This window comes from Acinetobacter sp. YH12144 (assembly GCF_013418345.1).
GTDB classification, from domain to species: domain Bacteria; phylum Pseudomonadota; class Gammaproteobacteria; order Pseudomonadales; family Moraxellaceae; genus Acinetobacter; species Acinetobacter amyesii.
Window position 1 is genome coordinate 40613 of sequence record NZ_VPCD01000002.1, and the last position, 16689, is coordinate 57301.

The 16689-nt window shown below is 43.5% G+C and carries 9 protein-coding genes; 4 read left to right on the top strand and 5 right to left on the bottom strand.

The window, feature by feature from the left end; genetic code table 11:
* Window positions 1-96: 96 nt before the first annotated feature.
* The 4 genes from FTU79_RS01880 to FTU79_RS01895 all read right to left on the bottom strand — a co-directional run bounded on the left by FTU79_RS01880 (window position 97) and on the right by FTU79_RS01895 (window position 4303).
* Window positions 97-1716 carry an AarF/ABC1/UbiB kinase family protein gene (locus FTU79_RS01880; protein ID WP_180007065.1) on the bottom strand — a complete coding sequence of 540 codons (1620 nt, stop codon included), beginning with the start codon at window positions 1714-1716 and terminating at the stop codon, window positions 97-99.
* 18 nt (window positions 1717-1734) lie between these two features.
* Window positions 1735-2403 carry an SCP2 domain-containing protein gene (locus FTU79_RS01885; RefSeq protein ID WP_180002881.1) on the bottom strand — a complete coding sequence of 223 codons (669 nt, stop codon included), beginning with the start codon at window positions 2401-2403 and terminating at the stop codon, window positions 1735-1737.
* Between the two features lie 16 nt (window positions 2404-2419).
* Window positions 2420-3364, bottom strand: coding sequence for a bifunctional demethylmenaquinone methyltransferase/2-methoxy-6-polyprenyl-1,4-benzoquinol methylase UbiE (ubiE, locus tag FTU79_RS01890; protein ID WP_078189802.1), 945 nt, complete (start codon window positions 3362-3364; stop codon window positions 2420-2422).
* 225 nt (window positions 3365-3589) lie between these two features.
* Window positions 3590-4303: a hypothetical protein gene (locus FTU79_RS01895; RefSeq protein ID WP_180026789.1), complete on the bottom strand. Its 714-nt coding sequence runs from the start codon at window positions 4301-4303 to the stop codon at window positions 3590-3592.
* A 205-nt stretch (window positions 4304-4508) separates the two neighbouring features.
* On the opposite strand from FTU79_RS01895, the gene FTU79_RS01900 reads away from it, so the two are divergent.
* Window positions 4509-5927, top strand: coding sequence for a phosphate--AMP phosphotransferase (locus tag FTU79_RS01900; RefSeq protein WP_180007071.1), 1419 nt, complete (start codon window positions 4509-4511; stop codon window positions 5925-5927).
* A 138-nt stretch (window positions 5928-6065) separates the two neighbouring features.
* On the opposite strand, the gene FTU79_RS01905 is transcribed toward FTU79_RS01900, so the two are convergent.
* Entirely contained in the window at window positions 6066-6587 is a 522-nt protein-coding gene (locus FTU79_RS01905; RefSeq protein ID WP_180024754.1) for a hypothetical protein, read from the bottom strand.
* Between the two features lie 179 nt (window positions 6588-6766).
* On the opposite strand from FTU79_RS01905, the gene FTU79_RS01910 reads away from it, so the two are divergent.
* The 3 genes from FTU79_RS01910 to recD all read left to right on the top strand — a co-directional run bounded on the left by FTU79_RS01910 (window position 6767) and on the right by recD (window position 16241).
* Complete coding sequence (locus tag FTU79_RS01910; RefSeq protein WP_180048787.1) at window positions 6767-10552, top strand: exodeoxyribonuclease V subunit gamma; 3786 nt, start codon at window positions 6767-6769, stop codon at window positions 10550-10552.
* Window positions 10549-14319 (top strand): UvrD-helicase domain-containing protein, encoded by a 3771-nt coding sequence (locus FTU79_RS01915; protein ID WP_180048788.1) that lies wholly within the window; start codon window positions 10549-10551, stop codon window positions 14317-14319. The genes FTU79_RS01910 and FTU79_RS01915 overlap by 4 nt, the downstream gene beginning before the upstream one ends.
* Before the next feature lie 74 nt (window positions 14320-14393).
* Window positions 14394-16241 carry an exodeoxyribonuclease V subunit alpha gene (gene recD / locus FTU79_RS01920; RefSeq protein WP_373685639.1) on the top strand — a complete coding sequence of 616 codons (1848 nt, stop codon included), beginning with the start codon at window positions 14394-14396 and terminating at the stop codon, window positions 16239-16241.
* Window positions 16242-16689 lie beyond the last annotated feature (448 nt).

The following is a 16689-nucleotide window of genomic DNA, read 5'->3' on the forward strand; positions in this document are numbered from 1 at the left end:
TTAAATTTTTGAATTTTTTGTTTTTATGGCTTTAAGCCTTTTATTGTCAAAAGGCTTAAAGGAGCTATGGATACATCAAGATCATTTAAACACAGATTATTTAAACACACGCCAAATGGCAAGTAAGCTTGAAAGTGCAATTAATACGATGGAAACATACCATGGCGCAATTATCGCGATGGAGAGGAAGATGGCCATAATACTGCCAAAAACCCAACTACGTTTTTGCTGATGTTCCATTTGCAGGCGCATGCTTTGCAGTTCATTCAGTTGTTTGGCATGCCAAGCCGACTGATTTTTTAAACCATTCAGGCTGTCGATCATCAGCGTTGGTAAATCTTGCGCACCTAAAAGTAAGTCTGGAATTTTTTGCCCGAGTTCTTTTAAGTTTTTCTGCGGATTCATTTGCGCTTTAATCCAATCGGTGAGGATTGGTTTTGCCAAACTCCAAATATCCAATTCAGGATAGAGATCAGTTCCTAAACCTTCAACATGGACCAAGGTCTTGAGCAGCAACATCAGTTGTGGCGGAATCTCTAAATGGAAACGACGCGCAATATCCATCACTTGAATCAGGATGCCGGCGAAGTCCAATTCATGCATTGGTTTAGAGACCATTGGGCCAACGGTACGACGCATTTCACGTGCTAAGGCATCTTGATCTGTACCCGGTGGAATCCAACCCGCTTGATGCACGATTTGAATCAGTTGCATAAAGTCGCTGTTCATAACCGCAAGCAGCATGCGTGCTACGGTCATTTGGTCGTGCTTTGAAAGCTCACCCATAATCGCGCAGTCCAAGGCAATAAAGCGTGGATTGCTTGGATTAATGGTTTCGACGAAGACATTCCCCGGATGCATGTCTGCATGGAAGAAGTTGTCGCGGAACACTTGGGTAAAGAAAATGGTGAGCCCTTTTTCGGCTAAATCTTTACGATCCATGCCCAAGCGATCAAAGGTCGCAATATCTGAAATTGGTACACCCGTAATACGCTCTTCGACCATGACATCACGGCTGTCCATATAGACTTCAGGCACGTACATCATGCTTGAACCGGTGAAGTAATGACGCATACGACGCGTGTTATCCGCTTCTAAAGTCAAATCCAATTCATTGAGAATAATTTGACGGTAGTCTTGAATAATTTCAGATAGATGCAGGGCACGAGCGGCTTCTAGGCGTTTTTCAAGGAACTGACCAAGCCACTCTAATATTTCAAAATCATGCAGAATTTGATTGCGAATATTCGGGCGAGCCACTTTCACTACGACTTCGCGACCATCATGCAGTGCAGCAGTATGCACTTGTGCGATAGATGCTGCGGCTAAAGGTTGCTCGTCAAAGCGTGCAAATAAGGTATTAACATCGGCTTTGAGTGATTCCTGAATGCGCATTTTGGCAACGTCATTTGAAAAAGGTTTTACACGGTCTTGTAAAAGCACCAATTGCTGTAAAACTTCAGGTGGAATCAAGTCACGACGGGTAGACAGTAATTGACCGAGTTTAATGGCCAAAGGTCCCATATCTTCTAAAGCTTGTTTTAGCTTCAGTGGATTTTTACGTTCTTTGCTTAAACGTGCTGCAGGATGTATACGAATGAGGGAAATAATATGACGGGCTTTTTCCGGTAATTCTTCCGCAGGAAACAACGTGTCGAGTCTATAGTGCGCAGCAATGCGCCAAAGGTCGAGTAAACGTGAAACGTGCGGAATCATATATGCAATTACCTAGTCTTAAGTGTTGTCTTGTAATGAGTCAATTTGGCTGTGCAGCTGCTGAATTTTTGCTTCTGCACGGTCCAGATTTTGATTCAAAATTCGGGTGTCTTGATTCAGGTCATCCATTTGCCAGCGTGGGGCAAGCAAGCCTGAATCTTCTTTTAACGCGTCTTCAGCAAAGAACAAATGGCTTTGTAAAGTACGTTTGAGATGTTTGGGTGCAAGTTGTAACTTACCAATTTCATGCGCAAGGCTTGGACCAATCCAAGGGCTTAGATGCGAAGCTAAATCAGGCTCAGCTTGCTGCATAATGCGCTGGATATCCTGCAATAAGTGATAATCACCTTGCAATGGAATATTGCCGACATCTTCAGCCAACAGCAGTTTGAGGAGCTCGACGACCGTTTTGACATGTAAGGTCGCCGTTGCTTCAGTTATGTTTGACTGCTGCTCGAAAGGGCGTTGCTCAAAGATGGATGCGGTTTCAGTATGTCCTGTTGGCGTCGGTTCTAAGCGAACTTTCTGATCGTCAAAAAACACATCCACCGACAACTGTGGTGAGTCGATCACCACACGAAGCATTTTGCCTTGCAATTCATTCAGTTGGATGCGGGTAATCGCATCCAAATCAATGACATGATGAATTAAGCGTTCAACTGCACCAAGTGCGAGAATCGACCACATAGTTCAGCCTGCAGTATTAAAGTTTGAAACCACGGTGTACAGCCACGATACCACCCGTTAAGTTGTGGTAATCACAGTTTTGGAAGCCCGCATTTTCCATCATACCTTTAAGAGTACGTTGGTCTGGGTGCATACGAATTGATTCTGCAAGGTATTTATAGCTTTCAGAGTCATTCGCTACGATTTTACCCATGATCGGTAATGCAGTGAATGAGTACAAGTCATACAGTTTTGAGAAAGGTTCAAATACCGGTTTAGAGAATTCTAAAATCAGTAAACGACCACCTGGCTTAAGTACGCGGTACATGGCAGCTAGTGCAGCATCTTTGTCAGTCACGTTGCGTAGACCAAATGAAATGGTCAATAGGTCAAAACTGTTGTCTGCAAAAGGTTCTAAAGTTTCAGCATTGGCCAAAACGAAATCGACATTGGTACAACCAGCATCAATGAGGCGGTCACGACCGACATTGAGCATCGATTCATTAATGTCTGAAAGCACCACATGACCTGTCGGGCCAACTTCACGGCTAAATACTTTGGCAAGGTCACCAGTACCGCCTGCAATATCTAGGACGTGCTGACCGCGACGTACACCAGACATGTTAATGGCAAAACGTTTCCATAGACGGTGAATACCAAATGACATTAAGTCATTCATGATGTCGTATTTTGCAGCCACTGAGTGGAAAACTTCCGCTACTTTTTGTGCTTTATCTTCGCTGCTCACGGTTTGATAACCAAAGTGCGTGGTTGCCCCAACGTTACCAGTATTCGCGCCACGTGGCAGATTATATTTGGGTACTGAACCTGTCACAGGTGTGTCGGTCAGACGTTGTTCTAAAGATTGTTGCTGACCTTGCGCTGTCCCTTGTGGTAAAGGCTCAGTTAAGAATGGACTCACTTTGTCTGTATTTTGTGCCGACTCAGGTGTAGGGGCAGGCGTTTGATTCTCGTTAGACATTAGAGTCACTCCTAACTTATAAATAGGGTTAATGTTGCTTTGCAAGCATGATGACAGATTCTCTGTTGTTATACAGCAGTCATTTGCATTTGTTGTGAATAATATACAGAAAAAATAAGGGTCTGCTGTAATTGCTTTGCAAATCCCCTATAAAAAATCTGAATTCAGTCTTGCAAGCCCAGTTTGTTTTATATCAAACATGGGCTTTGTGGGATGTGAGTTTTGTTAAGCCGCAGGCTGAAACGGGTTCGGGTCACCGGCATGTACACGGTCAACGATTTGGCGTTCTACAGCGGTAAATTCGCGGACAAATTTTTCTGCTGACTTGAGCGGTTTCATCGCCAAGAAGCCATCTTGCATAAAGTCGTACATCACTTCGAAGTTGTATTTGTTTGCTGCGCCCTTACACATTTTAAAGGCGGTATAGACCATAAACGAGCGCATATATTTATCTAAATTACGACCTAAATCGTCTAACAGTTGCAGTTGCAACATGCGGTCTTTGCCCTGATCGAGCTTGAGATAGGTCTGGCGCATCATTTCATCGGTCAGGGTTGGATTATTTGGATAATCTTCCAGTAATTGAATGGCCACTTGTTCGTCAAGCTGTACGGCCAATATCGCAAGTTGTACGCCCGAAGTGCCGGTCTTAATGGCATTGTCTGGAATTAGTTTTTCTGCTTTATGCGCATAGCGGGTGAGACGTGCAATTTGTGCAGCTAATGCATCAAAATCAGGACCGCCATATAAACGGTTAATAAAATATTCAGACATCAGTACATTGTGTTTTTCAGCAAATTGCACAGCATGCGTACGTTGCATGCGCTGTTTTTGCCACTGTTGGACATCTTGTAAACGCTGTAAAATTTCTGGCTTTTTGTGGTAATTCAACTGGTAATACAGTTCAAGTAAATCATCTAATACCGCAAGTTTGGACATTGAGTGTCTCAATTATTTTTTAGATGTTTGAATCTTAGTGGGTGTTGGAGCTTAGGGCTATGACAAAGTGACGAAATTACAGGTCAATCTGAGTCAGTTTGTTGCAGAAACGGTCATATTTTGCATTTCAGCACATACATGAAAGCATTGTTGTGTGATGAACGGCATGGTTATACTCAAAACAGAATAAAACCAAGGGTCCGCCATGAGCTTAAAAGAAACAGAATTTCAATTGATGGATGAAGAACAACTCTCGGTTGAGCTGATTGAAGCGCAGTATCAACTGAAAAATACCAGCCGTCAGCCCAATGCCAAAAGCATGTTGATTTTAGTGAGTGGAATCGAGCTTGCGGGTAAGGGAGAGGCTGTCAAACAGCTCCGCGAATGGGTCGATCCACGCTACTTAAGGGTGAAAGCGGATGCCCCGATCATGTTTAATCAAAAACAAACGTTTTGGCAGTCTTATGCACGGTTTATTCCTGCCGAAGGGCAAATCATGGTGATGTTTGGAAACTGGTACAGTGATTTGCTCAGTACCGCCATGCATGTGTCGAAGCCTTTGGATGAAACCTTATTTGATGAATATGTCGAGAACATGCGAGCCTATGAACAAGACCTAAAAAATAATCATGTCGATGTGATTAAGGTCTGGTTCGATTTATCTTGGAAATCCTTACAAAAGCGCTTGGATGAAATGGACCCGAGTGAAGCGCGTTGGCATAAATTGCATGGTTTAGATTGGCGCAATAAAAAACAATATGACAACCTACAACGTTTACGTCAGCGTTTTAGTCATGACTGGGTCATCATCGACTGTGAAGATGAGCAAGTCCGTGATCAACAATTTGCACAGCATATTTTACGCACTTTAAAACATTGTCCAGCACATGAAACCAAAGCGGTGGGGCGCTGGAAACAAGCCAAAACACCACAGGCGTTATTGGAACCCAGCACTGTCGTGGCTGATGAGGCTGATTATAAAAAAGAATTAAAAAAATTAAGCCGCAAGGTGGCTGAAGCTTTACGTTTTGATTCACGCAATGTGGTGATCGTCTTTGAAGGAATGGATGCCGCAGGAAAGGGCGGGGCAATTAAACGCATCGTCAAAAAGTTGGACCCACGCGAATATGAAATTCATACCATTGCAGCACCCGAAAAATATGAGCTACGCCGTCCATACTTATGGCGCTTTTGGAATAAAATTCTCCCTGAAGAAAAGATCACGATTTTTGACCGCAGTTGGTATGGTCGCGTTTTGGTTGAGAGAATTGAAGGCTTTGCCAATACGGTTGAATGGCAGAGAGCCTATGATGAAATCAACCGTTTTGAAAAGGACTTATATGACAGTCAAACGGTTGTCATCAAGTTCTGGTTAGCCATTGGAAAGGATGAGCAAGCTGCACGGTTTAAAGCCCGAGAAGAAACCGCGCATAAGCGTTTTAAAATTACTCCAGATGACTGGCGGAATCGTGACCGTTGGGATGATTATCTCAAAGCTGCCGCAGATATGTTGCAACGCACGGATACAGAATATGCGCCGTGGCATGTGATCGCCACCAATGACAAACATAGTGCGCGCTTACAAGTGCTAGAGACGATCTTGGCGCAATTGAAAGCAGATTAAATGCATGAAAAAAGCCACGATATTCGTGGCTTTTTTCATTTTCAAAACTAGCTCATTTTCAGATTTACTTAATCTTCAGATCTATGGTTTAGATCACTTTGATTATTAAATCTTGTTGATGCGCTATACATCGTTTCGTTAACCATTGTTCGGCGTTGGGACAGGTTGGTTCGGAAATTTCTGTTGAATACGCTTCGCCAATTGGTAGCTTTCTTCTACATGGGTTTCAGCGACTTTTTTCATCACAATATAACCCAAACTGGCTGCCACCAATTGTCCACCTAGTGGAATAAATTTAGTGACTTGTTTGGTAATATATTTTGCTGCAATGTTATTTAGCGATTTTTTCATGGCGGTTCGTGCAACCACTAAACCAGAAAATTCGACACCACGTTTACGCAGTTCTGTCCAATGAATTTGTTTGGTTTTCGGGTCATACACACTAATTTGATCTGGCGCTAAACCAAAACGCGCATTAATTTCTGGAATGAGCTGTGACAAAATTCCGACATCAATCACCACATCCAAAAATGGCACAGGAATAATAGCTGCACCTGCTGAAAAATAAGCACGTTTTTTCACAAGCTCTAAGCATTCAGCGCGAATAATGTCCAGATTTAAGTTAGGGTCGATGGAATCAGGAATGTTATCAATTTTCATAAGCAGATACCCTTGATACTGGATTGGTTTTTTTCTCATAAAGTATCATTAAGATACTTGTTTAAAAGCATTTTTTGCAATCTATTCTCTTGTCAAAGTCGCATAGACAGCCCAAGATGTATAGTAAATAATCATTGTTGTTTTGTAGTAGTTGGTCACTCAGGCTGTAAAGGTAATCCATGGCAATACATGTAATTCAAAGTCAACGAATCGAAGTTTTGGTGGATTGTCTAATCGAAAAATTGAAATCGAATCAATCGACCAATGCTTTGTCCGTCTTGCAAGAACGACATATCGTGGTGCCCGATCAAGCCATTGCTGCATGGTTAGAAAAACAAATTGCTGAAAAAATCAGTATTAGTGCCAATATTAAGCATCATCGTAAAATTTTAGGGTTGCAGTGGAAAGCCTACGATTGGGCCTTGCCGAATAAACAAGACCGAGAGCGGATTAAAGGTATCAACATGCCGCCGTTGATTATGCAATGGCGTATTTATAATGCTTTAGCGGTTTTTATTGCAGCTGATCAGTTTGATGCAGCACAGATTCCGACAGATGTTCAGCCCTTAGTTCAGCGTATTTTTGACAGCACAGCACAGCTCTCAGATCGAAAAAAACGTGAGCAAAAGCGGCAAGAAATGTTGTACTGGATCGCTGCTCAAGTCACTCGGCTTTTTACCAACTACATGGCCTTTCGTGGCAGTTGTATTCATACCCCAGATGAAGGTGTTGAGCACTGGATTTGTCCACATTGCGATACCGATTGGTTGAAGGCGTGGAGTCACAATCAGCCTTTAAATATCATGCAACTCACAGGTCTGAAACCTGAACAAGCCGATGAATATCTACCGACGCAGGCTCGACAACTGGAGCATTGGCAGCGTTGGTTATGGCATCAAGTATTCCAAAAAGACTTTAATGACCGTCAGGAAATAGACAATAAATTTTGGTTTGCCTTGGCGCGTGCTGAGCAAAATCGGCAGCAGCAGTTTGATTTGGATGCTGAGGATGATGAACGCGATGATGATGAGCGTCATCAAACCTATAACGGTTTGCCTGAACAAATTTTTGTTTTTACGACCTTAGAATTACCACCTGCACAACTGAAATTTTTATATTGCTTGGCGGCGTATACCAAAGTACATTTGTTGTATTTCAACCCATCGCGTGAGTATTGGGCAGACATGGTCGATCCAGTTTGGAAAGATCGTTATAACTTGAAATTACAACAGCGTTATATTGAGCGAAATCCCAATGTCAGCACAGCGCAAATTCAGGCCTATCTGAGTACGACCAATGCCGAATTTCGTGAATCACAGCATTCACTACTGACGCGTTTAGGCAAGCGTGCGCGGGATAACTTTGCATTATTGGTGAATATGTCTGGTGGCGAAGGCTGGGAAGATATTTTTCCAGACACCGAGCCGACAACACTGCTCGCTCAAATTCAATATGACATCATGACCTTAGAAGAACCCGAGCAGCATCAATATGCACTCGCGGGGGCAGATGAATCGATTCAATTTCATGTCTGTCATTCTAGCCTGCGTCAGTTAGAGGTTTTACGTGAACAGTTGGTGCATTGGTTGGCCGATGGCACGGAACAAGAGCCACGCCATCCGAGTGATATCTTGGTCTTGGTGCCAAACTTAAAAGAACTGGAACCGCATATTCGGACGGTCTTTTCGACGACTCGAGGCATGGGTCGCAGTGCTGTGGATTTACCTTATATCCCAGTCAAAATTGCAGGGGTGGTCAGTCAAGATATTCAAAATGCATGGCAAGCCTTTGTTGGACGCATTGAAATTAGTCAAGGTCGTTTTACCGCAGAAGATTTTCATGATTGGCTGAATTTGAATGCGGTGCAAGAACTGTATCAGCTCGACCATGTGCAAATGGAACGTATGATGGAACTGCTGATTCAAGCCGGTTTCCGTCGTGGTTTAGACGAACAGCACATGTTGGCTTATTTGTCCGAGCAAGACCGAGATTATCGTTATACCTTTAAATTTGCATTAGACCGTTTGGCTTTAGGGATTGCGATTCCACAACATGCCGTATTTGAGGACACGTTAAGTTTTGCAGGGGTGTTGAGTAGTGATTTTGAGTTGGTGCAAACTTTAATTCAGATCTACCGAGATATCAGTGCGCGTCGAGATTGGCTCAATCCAAATCTCAGCGCACAGACGGTCAAAGCATGGTTGCAACAATTAGACGCAGATTTGAAGCCTTTTGTGGAGGCCAGTGGTCGTGCATTTGAAACCATTCGCAGTGTAATGCGTGCGATGACGCAACGTCTGCACAATGCTCAAAGTGATAAAGTTGAGTCGCTCCCCAATAGCTTTAATTTGCCATTATCTTTGCTGCTCAAAGAAATACAACAAGGCATCGATAGCTCTGCCGATCAGATCGAACCGACAGGATCCGTGACCTTTGCGGACATGGGGAAAATCCGCCAAGTCCCATTTTCATTGGTGGTGTTGATGAACATGGATAGTGGTAAGTTTCCACGTCGTGATCAGCAAGTGCCTTTTGATTTGATGGATGTGTTTAAACCGGTATTGGGTGATCGCTCACGTTTGGAAGATGATAAAGGTGCATTTTTAGATGCCTTGTTATTTGCCCGACAGTCCTTGTGGATTTTCTATAATGGCTTTGATGTCAATGATGGTGAAAGTCGTGAGCCATCATCCGTGATTTATGAATTTAGCCAATTCCTCGCACGGATGATTCAGCCGCAGCAATTGAACCAACCACATGATGCCATGCTGGATTTGGATGGCTTACGCATTCCACAGCAGCTCGAGCCGCTATACCATATTTATCCTTTGCAGCCATTTGACCCGATGGGTTTTCAGCAGTCGAAAAACCTACGATATAAAGATCAATGGTTTGCTGTGGCGGAACATATTTTAGATCAGTCTGGTCAACGCCAATCGTGGATTAACCGTGATTATCCTGTGCATGATGAACAAGAAGTACGGGTTTTGGATGGTCAGGAATGGATTAAAGATGTGGTGTTTCCAGCTCGTGCATATTTGAAAACGCTTGGCGTGGCCAGTGTCTATACCGGTGACCAATTACCACAGCAAGAGCCTTTATTGCTCGACCGTTTACAGCAATATCATGTCCGTGACTTATTGCAAAAGCATTATGTGCAACCTGCCTCTCGTGTCCATCAAGCTGAGGATCAGAACTCTACGACTCCAACTGAACCGGATATGGCCTTGTTCCAAGATGTACTGCCTGTGGGACATAGTCAAATAGCGACTTGGAAGCTCAGTTTGCAAGAGCAGGCACAGTTATTAGAGCGTTTAGATGGACGTTGTGTAACCGTGACCACCCTACAAAACCTACAGCTTGAACCGCATTTGATACTGAGCATCACCGTGCCTGAAGACCCTCAGAGTATGCATTGGTTGAGCTGTATGGCGTCAGGGGCAAAGCCTAAGCGTCAGACGCAAACGTGGCTCGAATATCTACTGTGGTTGAGCTATTTAGACTTAGGGGATGAGGGCGCTGCGTATCGTCGTGAAGTGATTTGTAATGATAAAAGCATAGTCTGTTGTGGATTAAGCTCTGCACAAGCCAAGCTGCAGCTCAGTGAATGGGTGGCGATGTGGAAACATGCACAAAAACGTCCTGTGGTGCTGCCTGCTGCCTTAATTCGCCAAGAAAAATGCACTTGGGTGGAGAATGAAACAGGCCAGCTCATGCCAGATAATTTTGCAAAGCTTCAAGAGGAATGGCTGAAAAATCATAGTTTTGGTGGAGTGGAGTTGGAGTCGAATGAAGCCAATAGCCACCATCGTGATTGGAGCTTTATTTTACAGCAACAAGCGGCAGATGAGCTTCTGGCATTGTCCTGTCGTTATTATGCAGAACGTTTATATCATGTGATGGATACCGAGGCGGATGACGGCCTAAAAAAACTTAATGTCATCAAGCCTGAGGTGAAAAAATGAATATGCCACAGCAAGCGATGAAAATGTCCACCAACCCGATTGCAGACATGAGCTTTACCGGACTGCACTGGATTGAAGCCTCTGCGGGTACTGGGAAAACCTATACGCTTTCCAGTCTGATGGTGCGGATTTTTCTCGATCGCTATATGCCGAATCAGGTCATTGCCACTACCTTTACACGTAAGGCTACAGCAGAACTCAAAGCGCGGGTTCGGCTGCGGATTGAAGAAACCCGTGACTTTATTTATGGCCTGCTCGCGGCATCTCAAGGTGAGTTGGCCGAACTTCAGCAAAGTTTGAGTGACCCTTTGTATCAGCAAGTGCTGAAAGATCATGGGCATCACTTAGATTATGCCTACAATCGTCTGAACGTGGTCTTACAACAATATGAAGAACTCTTTGTCGGAACTTTAGACAGCTTTAGTCAAAAGTTATTACGTGAATTTGCCTTTGAAAGTGGTCGTATCGAACAGGTGCAAATCAGTGATGATGAAGACCTGCATATTGAACGTATTATTCATGATTTATTAAGAGATTGGATCCAGCAGCAGCCTGCACATTTGATTGAATATTTGATGTTGAATCATCAGTTGAAAGGTCCTGAATACTATCTCAGCGTGGTAAAGGAAAGTCTAAATTTCCCATCGGTGGATTTGCGCGTCCCTGAATTACCCGAAAATGCCTTAGCGCATTTTGAAGCGATGTGTCATCAGCTTGCGCAAATGCTGCCTGATGCTCGTGTAGAACTTGCAGCGTGTTTTGATGCAGGAAGTCATTATAAAAACCTGGTGGACGCTCGACGTTTTAATAAAGAGGCATTTTTTGTCACCTTTAACACACGCATTCCCGAGTTTTTACAGCACTTTGAAGCTGCGGGTAGCCAAGGGGTTTTGACCCAGTCCGACGTGTTACAACCGACGATGAAAGCCATTCGTTCATTGTTTTATGATCCGAATAAAACTGAATTTAAGCCACGTGTCTTTAAAGACAAAGTCGTTGAAGAGCAGCCTGATGTCTCAAAAGCGTTTTATCAACATGCTTTTGTTCAACAACTCCGAGCGGTGCTCAGCGCTTATGAACATATCAATCAAGCAGAACAATACCTGAATTTTTATTTGGCGCAGGAAGTCAAAAAGCGTTTGCCTCAAGTGTTGTCCCATGCTGGGGAAACCACCTTTTCACAACAAATTCGGACCTTATCGGAAGCCTTACAGCAAAGTTCAGCAGCAGGGAAAGACAGTTTTGCTGCCCATGTTTTAGCACGATATCCGCTGATTTTAGTCGATGAATTTCAAGACACCAACCAAGATCAAGATGACATGCTGTCCAGTATTTGGCGGGTCAAGGAGCGCTTACATCAGGGCTGTATGATTATGGTCGGCGACCCGAAACAGGCGATTTATGGGTTCCGTGGCGGTGACATGCTGACCTATCGTAAAGCGCGTCATGATATTCAAGCCAAGGGTGGGCGTTGTTATACCTTGAACAAAAACCATCGTTCAGTCAAAAACTTGGTTGAAGTGGTGGATGCCTTGTTTCATCGGCAAATGGACTTTGGTGAGCAAGTTGAATACACCCCGATTCAAGCAGGTGAGCGTGAGCATCCGCCGTTGATTGATCATGATCAAGTCAATCCACAACCGCTGCGTTGGTTGGCTTTGGATGAAACGCTAAATGAAGCAGAGCAAGTGGCTTGGCAGATTCAGTCCTTGCTCAACCAAGCTCAGCAAGGACATTTATATTTTCAAGACAATAATACCCAGCGAGCACTGACAGCAAACGATATTGCGGTCTTGGGGCAAAACCATTTCGACTTAGAGCAAGTACAGCAATGTTTATTGCAGCTGGGCGTTCCTTGTTATAAAGCATCTCGGGACAGTGTCTATAAAAGTTCCGTCGCACAAGACGTTGCCGCTTTGCTGACGGCGATTTTAAATCCTTATCAAGAAGCCAAGGTGAAACGTGCGCTGCTGAGCCGTTTATTGGGTTTTGATCTGAAACAACTGGTCGCACTCGAACAGCAAGCGGATGGACTGAGCGAAATTATCGAAAAACTCGAACAGATTCGACAAATTTGGAATGAGCAAGGATTCCGCAGCGCGTGGAATAGCTGCATGACGGTCTTTCAGGTGTGGACGCGTTTGGTGGCTGGGCAAAGTCGAGATAATGAACGCACAGTGGTGAATTTACGCCATATCGCAGAATTATTAAGTCAGCAAAGTGAACATTACACAGGTGCACATAAGCTTTATCAATGGTTTATTCGCCAAATCAATTTAGGCATCAATAATGAAAGCACCCAAGAGCGAAAATTGACTGGGCAATTGGGGGTGCAATTGATGACGATCCATGCATCCAAAGGCTTAGAGTTTGGTTGTGTATTTTTATTGGGAGCAAATGCCGGCTTAAGTGAAAAAGGCAATTTGAATTTTTCCCTTAAAGACAATCAGCAAAAAAGCCTTGGGTTAGAACGTGTGATTGCTGTGAAGTCTTCGGATTTACCCGAAGATGATATTCAACAAAATGATGCGCGCAATGAAGCAGAGCATCATCGCTTGTGGTACGTGGCGTTGACCCGTGCCAGTTATCGTGTCTATGCCGTGCTGCGTCATCATGAAGTAGAAAAGAAACAAGTGGCAGAAGCGCGTTCAGGACTGACTTTTTGGCGTGAAAGCGAACCTGATCTGTTCCAACATGCAGAAAGTGTGGATGCTGATGTTTTGCGTGCAGCACCACCAATTTTGACTCAGACTCAGGTTGAAACTGTTGTATTAGACGCGGAAGAAATTCCCAATAGCCATTTTTATCCACGGGAAACCACCAGCTTTACCGCGCTCACGCGCACGACACATAAGGCACATATACAACGTGACCAACTGGCAGCGGCAATGAACGAACAGGAAGACAGTGCTGCCGATGAAGTGGAACAAATTGAAATCATTGAAGCAGAAACTGCAGAGAAAATTAGTTGGATTAAACGGCATTTTCCAAAGGGAACCAAGCCCGGAAGTTTCTTGCATAAATTGATGGAAAAAGTTCGATTTAGCACCCCAGAAGAGAAGTTGGCCAAAGCCATCGCATCACGTTTTCATAGTGATGTTGAGTTTGATTCGCCGCAAATGTTGCAAAACTTAATGAAACAGTTCGGGCAAACGGCGAACCCTGAACAAGATGAAACTGAACTGATTGAAGAAATGCGGGAATGGTACAGTCAAATTATTCATACACCATTGCATGATGGTTTTAGGCTGCATCAGTTAAACGATGGTGAATACCGTTCAGAAATGGACTTTCATTTAAGTATGGCAGATCGTGCATTGGCGATACGTAAAATACGCATGCTATTTGAAAGCCTAAATGAGCCAGATTTACAGATACAAGATTTGAATGATGTGTTTACGGCACGCTATCTGACGGGGTCGATTGACTTGGTGTATTTTGATGGTCAGCGTTATCACATTGCCGATTATAAAAGTAATTTCTTAGGCGATCAGACCGCACATTATAATCATGCCTATATTCGAGAAAGTATGAGTCATTCCAGTTACTGGTTGCAGGCGGCTTTATATTTGGTGGCCCTGCATCGTTATTTGAAAGCCGTGATGAAAGACTATGATATGACGCAGCATTTGGGTGGGGCGAGTTATCTGTATCTTCGTGGTATGGATGGACAGTCCGATCGTGGAGTATATCACTGGAAGCCGGCGGATACATTCATTCAAAACCTCGATGCAATATTGAGCGAAAAGGTTGTGGCTAAAACGTGAAAAAGCACGAAAAAGATAAAAATATTCACGCTGAAACAATGAGTTGCTTTGTGGATAAGTTTGAGGATAACTGTGTGGAAAATGATCAAAAAGCCTTGTCAGCACAGCCTTTGCACGCGGGACAAGACAGCACTGTAGAAACGCAGGTTTTAGGTACCCAAAATACCCAAGAAACTGCTGATTTAGATGCGGTTTTTCCGGATTGGATTGACTATTTAATCCAACACTATTTACCCAATCAGGCCAGTCATCCTGCTGCAAATCAGTTAATTCAACAATTGATGCAAGCCGTGGAAAAAGGCGACAGTTGTATTTTGGCCGAAGATGCACAGATTCAATGTTTGGCTCAGATGGTTCAGCATGAACACGCTGAAAAAACGCCTGTTGCGCCTTTTATTTTTGATTCACAGCGACTTTATCTTTATCGCTATTGGGCACTAGAAAATGCTTTAGCCAAGCAAGTTGCACGTTTAAAGCAGCAAACTGAGCAAGATCTTAATCAAACGCAGATGCTTAATATTGAAAAGGATTTACTGACAGATCCCCATCAGATCCAAGCGCTGCACATGGTGTGTCAACACAATTTTAATATCATTACCGGTGGGCCAGGGACAGGTAAAACCTATACCTTGGCACGGATTATTGCCGTGTTGAATGAGCAAAATCCAAACTTAAGAATTGCGATGGCAGCGCCGACAGGAAAAGCGGCGCAGCGAATGGAAGAAGCCTTACAAGCAGCGTTTAAAGATCCTGCATTGCAGCATTATTCGATTATTCACAAACATTTGAAACCCGTAACTTTGCATCGTCTATTGGGATTAGGGACGCGCGCTATCCCGCGGTTTAATGAGCGCCAACGCTTACCCTATGACGTTATTGTGGTCGATGAAGCCTCCATGTTGGACTTAAGTTTGGCGCAGATGCTATTCGCGGCAATCCCTCAACACAGCAAGCTGATTCTATTGGGGGATGCAGAACAGTTGGCTTCGGTCGATGTTGGCGCTGTTTTGGCCAACCTTCAGGATGTTGATGCCTTACAAGCCAACCGTACCCATTTACAGACCAGCCGCCGTTTTGTACAGGGTGCAGCCATTGGTGAGTTTGCTCGTTTTATTCAACAACAAGAACAACAGCAAACAACCACAGAAGTTCTGGCGAAATTCGAACATCAGGTGGTATCTGCATCCGAACTTCAGCCGATTCAACTGACACCGAATATGAGCGATGTGATTCAGTTACAATATCTCCCCGAAGCCACGAACAGTGCGGCACATTGGGCAAAATATTATGATCAACTGATGTATGGTTTTCAGCCCTATGTGGCATGGTTAAAACAATGGCCAGAGCAACCCGCTGAATATGCAAATTGGTCAGCCCAATTGATTCGCTATTTTGATGATTATCGGATTCTATCGGCCATTCGACATGGAAAATTAGGCTTACATGAACTCAATCAGCAGATTGAACTTCGGGTCTTAAATGCCTTGGGTGTGTTGAAACAAGGGGATTGGTATGTGGGTCGTCCAGTTATGATGACCTATAACGATTATCAACTTGGACTATCAAATGGTGATATCGGGATTTGCTTAAAACGACCGATGACGGAAAAGTCGCAGTTTGAGGTTTATTTTCCAAGTTTGGATAAATGGGTTGTGGCAACACGGTTACCTAAAAGTATAGAAACTGCCTACGCATTGACCATACATAAGTCTCAAGGTTCTGAATTTACCCATACGGCGGTAGTTTTGGAAAATCATGCAACCGAAATGATGAGTAAAGAGCTGATTTATACCGCCATCACTCGTGCGAAAAAAGTGGTGAGTTTACTTGTTGCAAAAGATGCATTGGCAAAAGCGCTTATAAAAAGAACAGCGCGAGTTAGTGGTCTGTTAGAAAAAATTAACAATCACCTACCTTTATAAAGCCTAGGCAAAATGTACCGTATTTTGTAAGAAATGGCTTACATCGATTCAGGAGATTTGCGCATAGAGCTTTTTAGAGCTTTTTGAGAAGATGACTTCACAGAAAAAGAACTCAACACGGATGGTTGAGTAAAATCGCAAAAGTATAAGAATAACGTCAAAAGACAGCGAACTTACAGTGAAGTAAGGAAATAGGAAACTTACAGCCGCTAAGCCTTGTAGTTTTGGGAGAGACTACAAGGCTTTTTTATGTATAGAAAATAAGAAATGCCTATATGCTGTAACAGAAAAGAAATAGAGCTTAACCGATGTACGAAAAAGCTTACATATAGATACGAAAAATACGACTTTTATCTAACAGCCGTTGTGGCAAAATCTACCACATAAGGAAGTGCAAGTTAAAACATGGAATGTTTGACATAAGGACGCGGAAAAGCGCCACATAAAA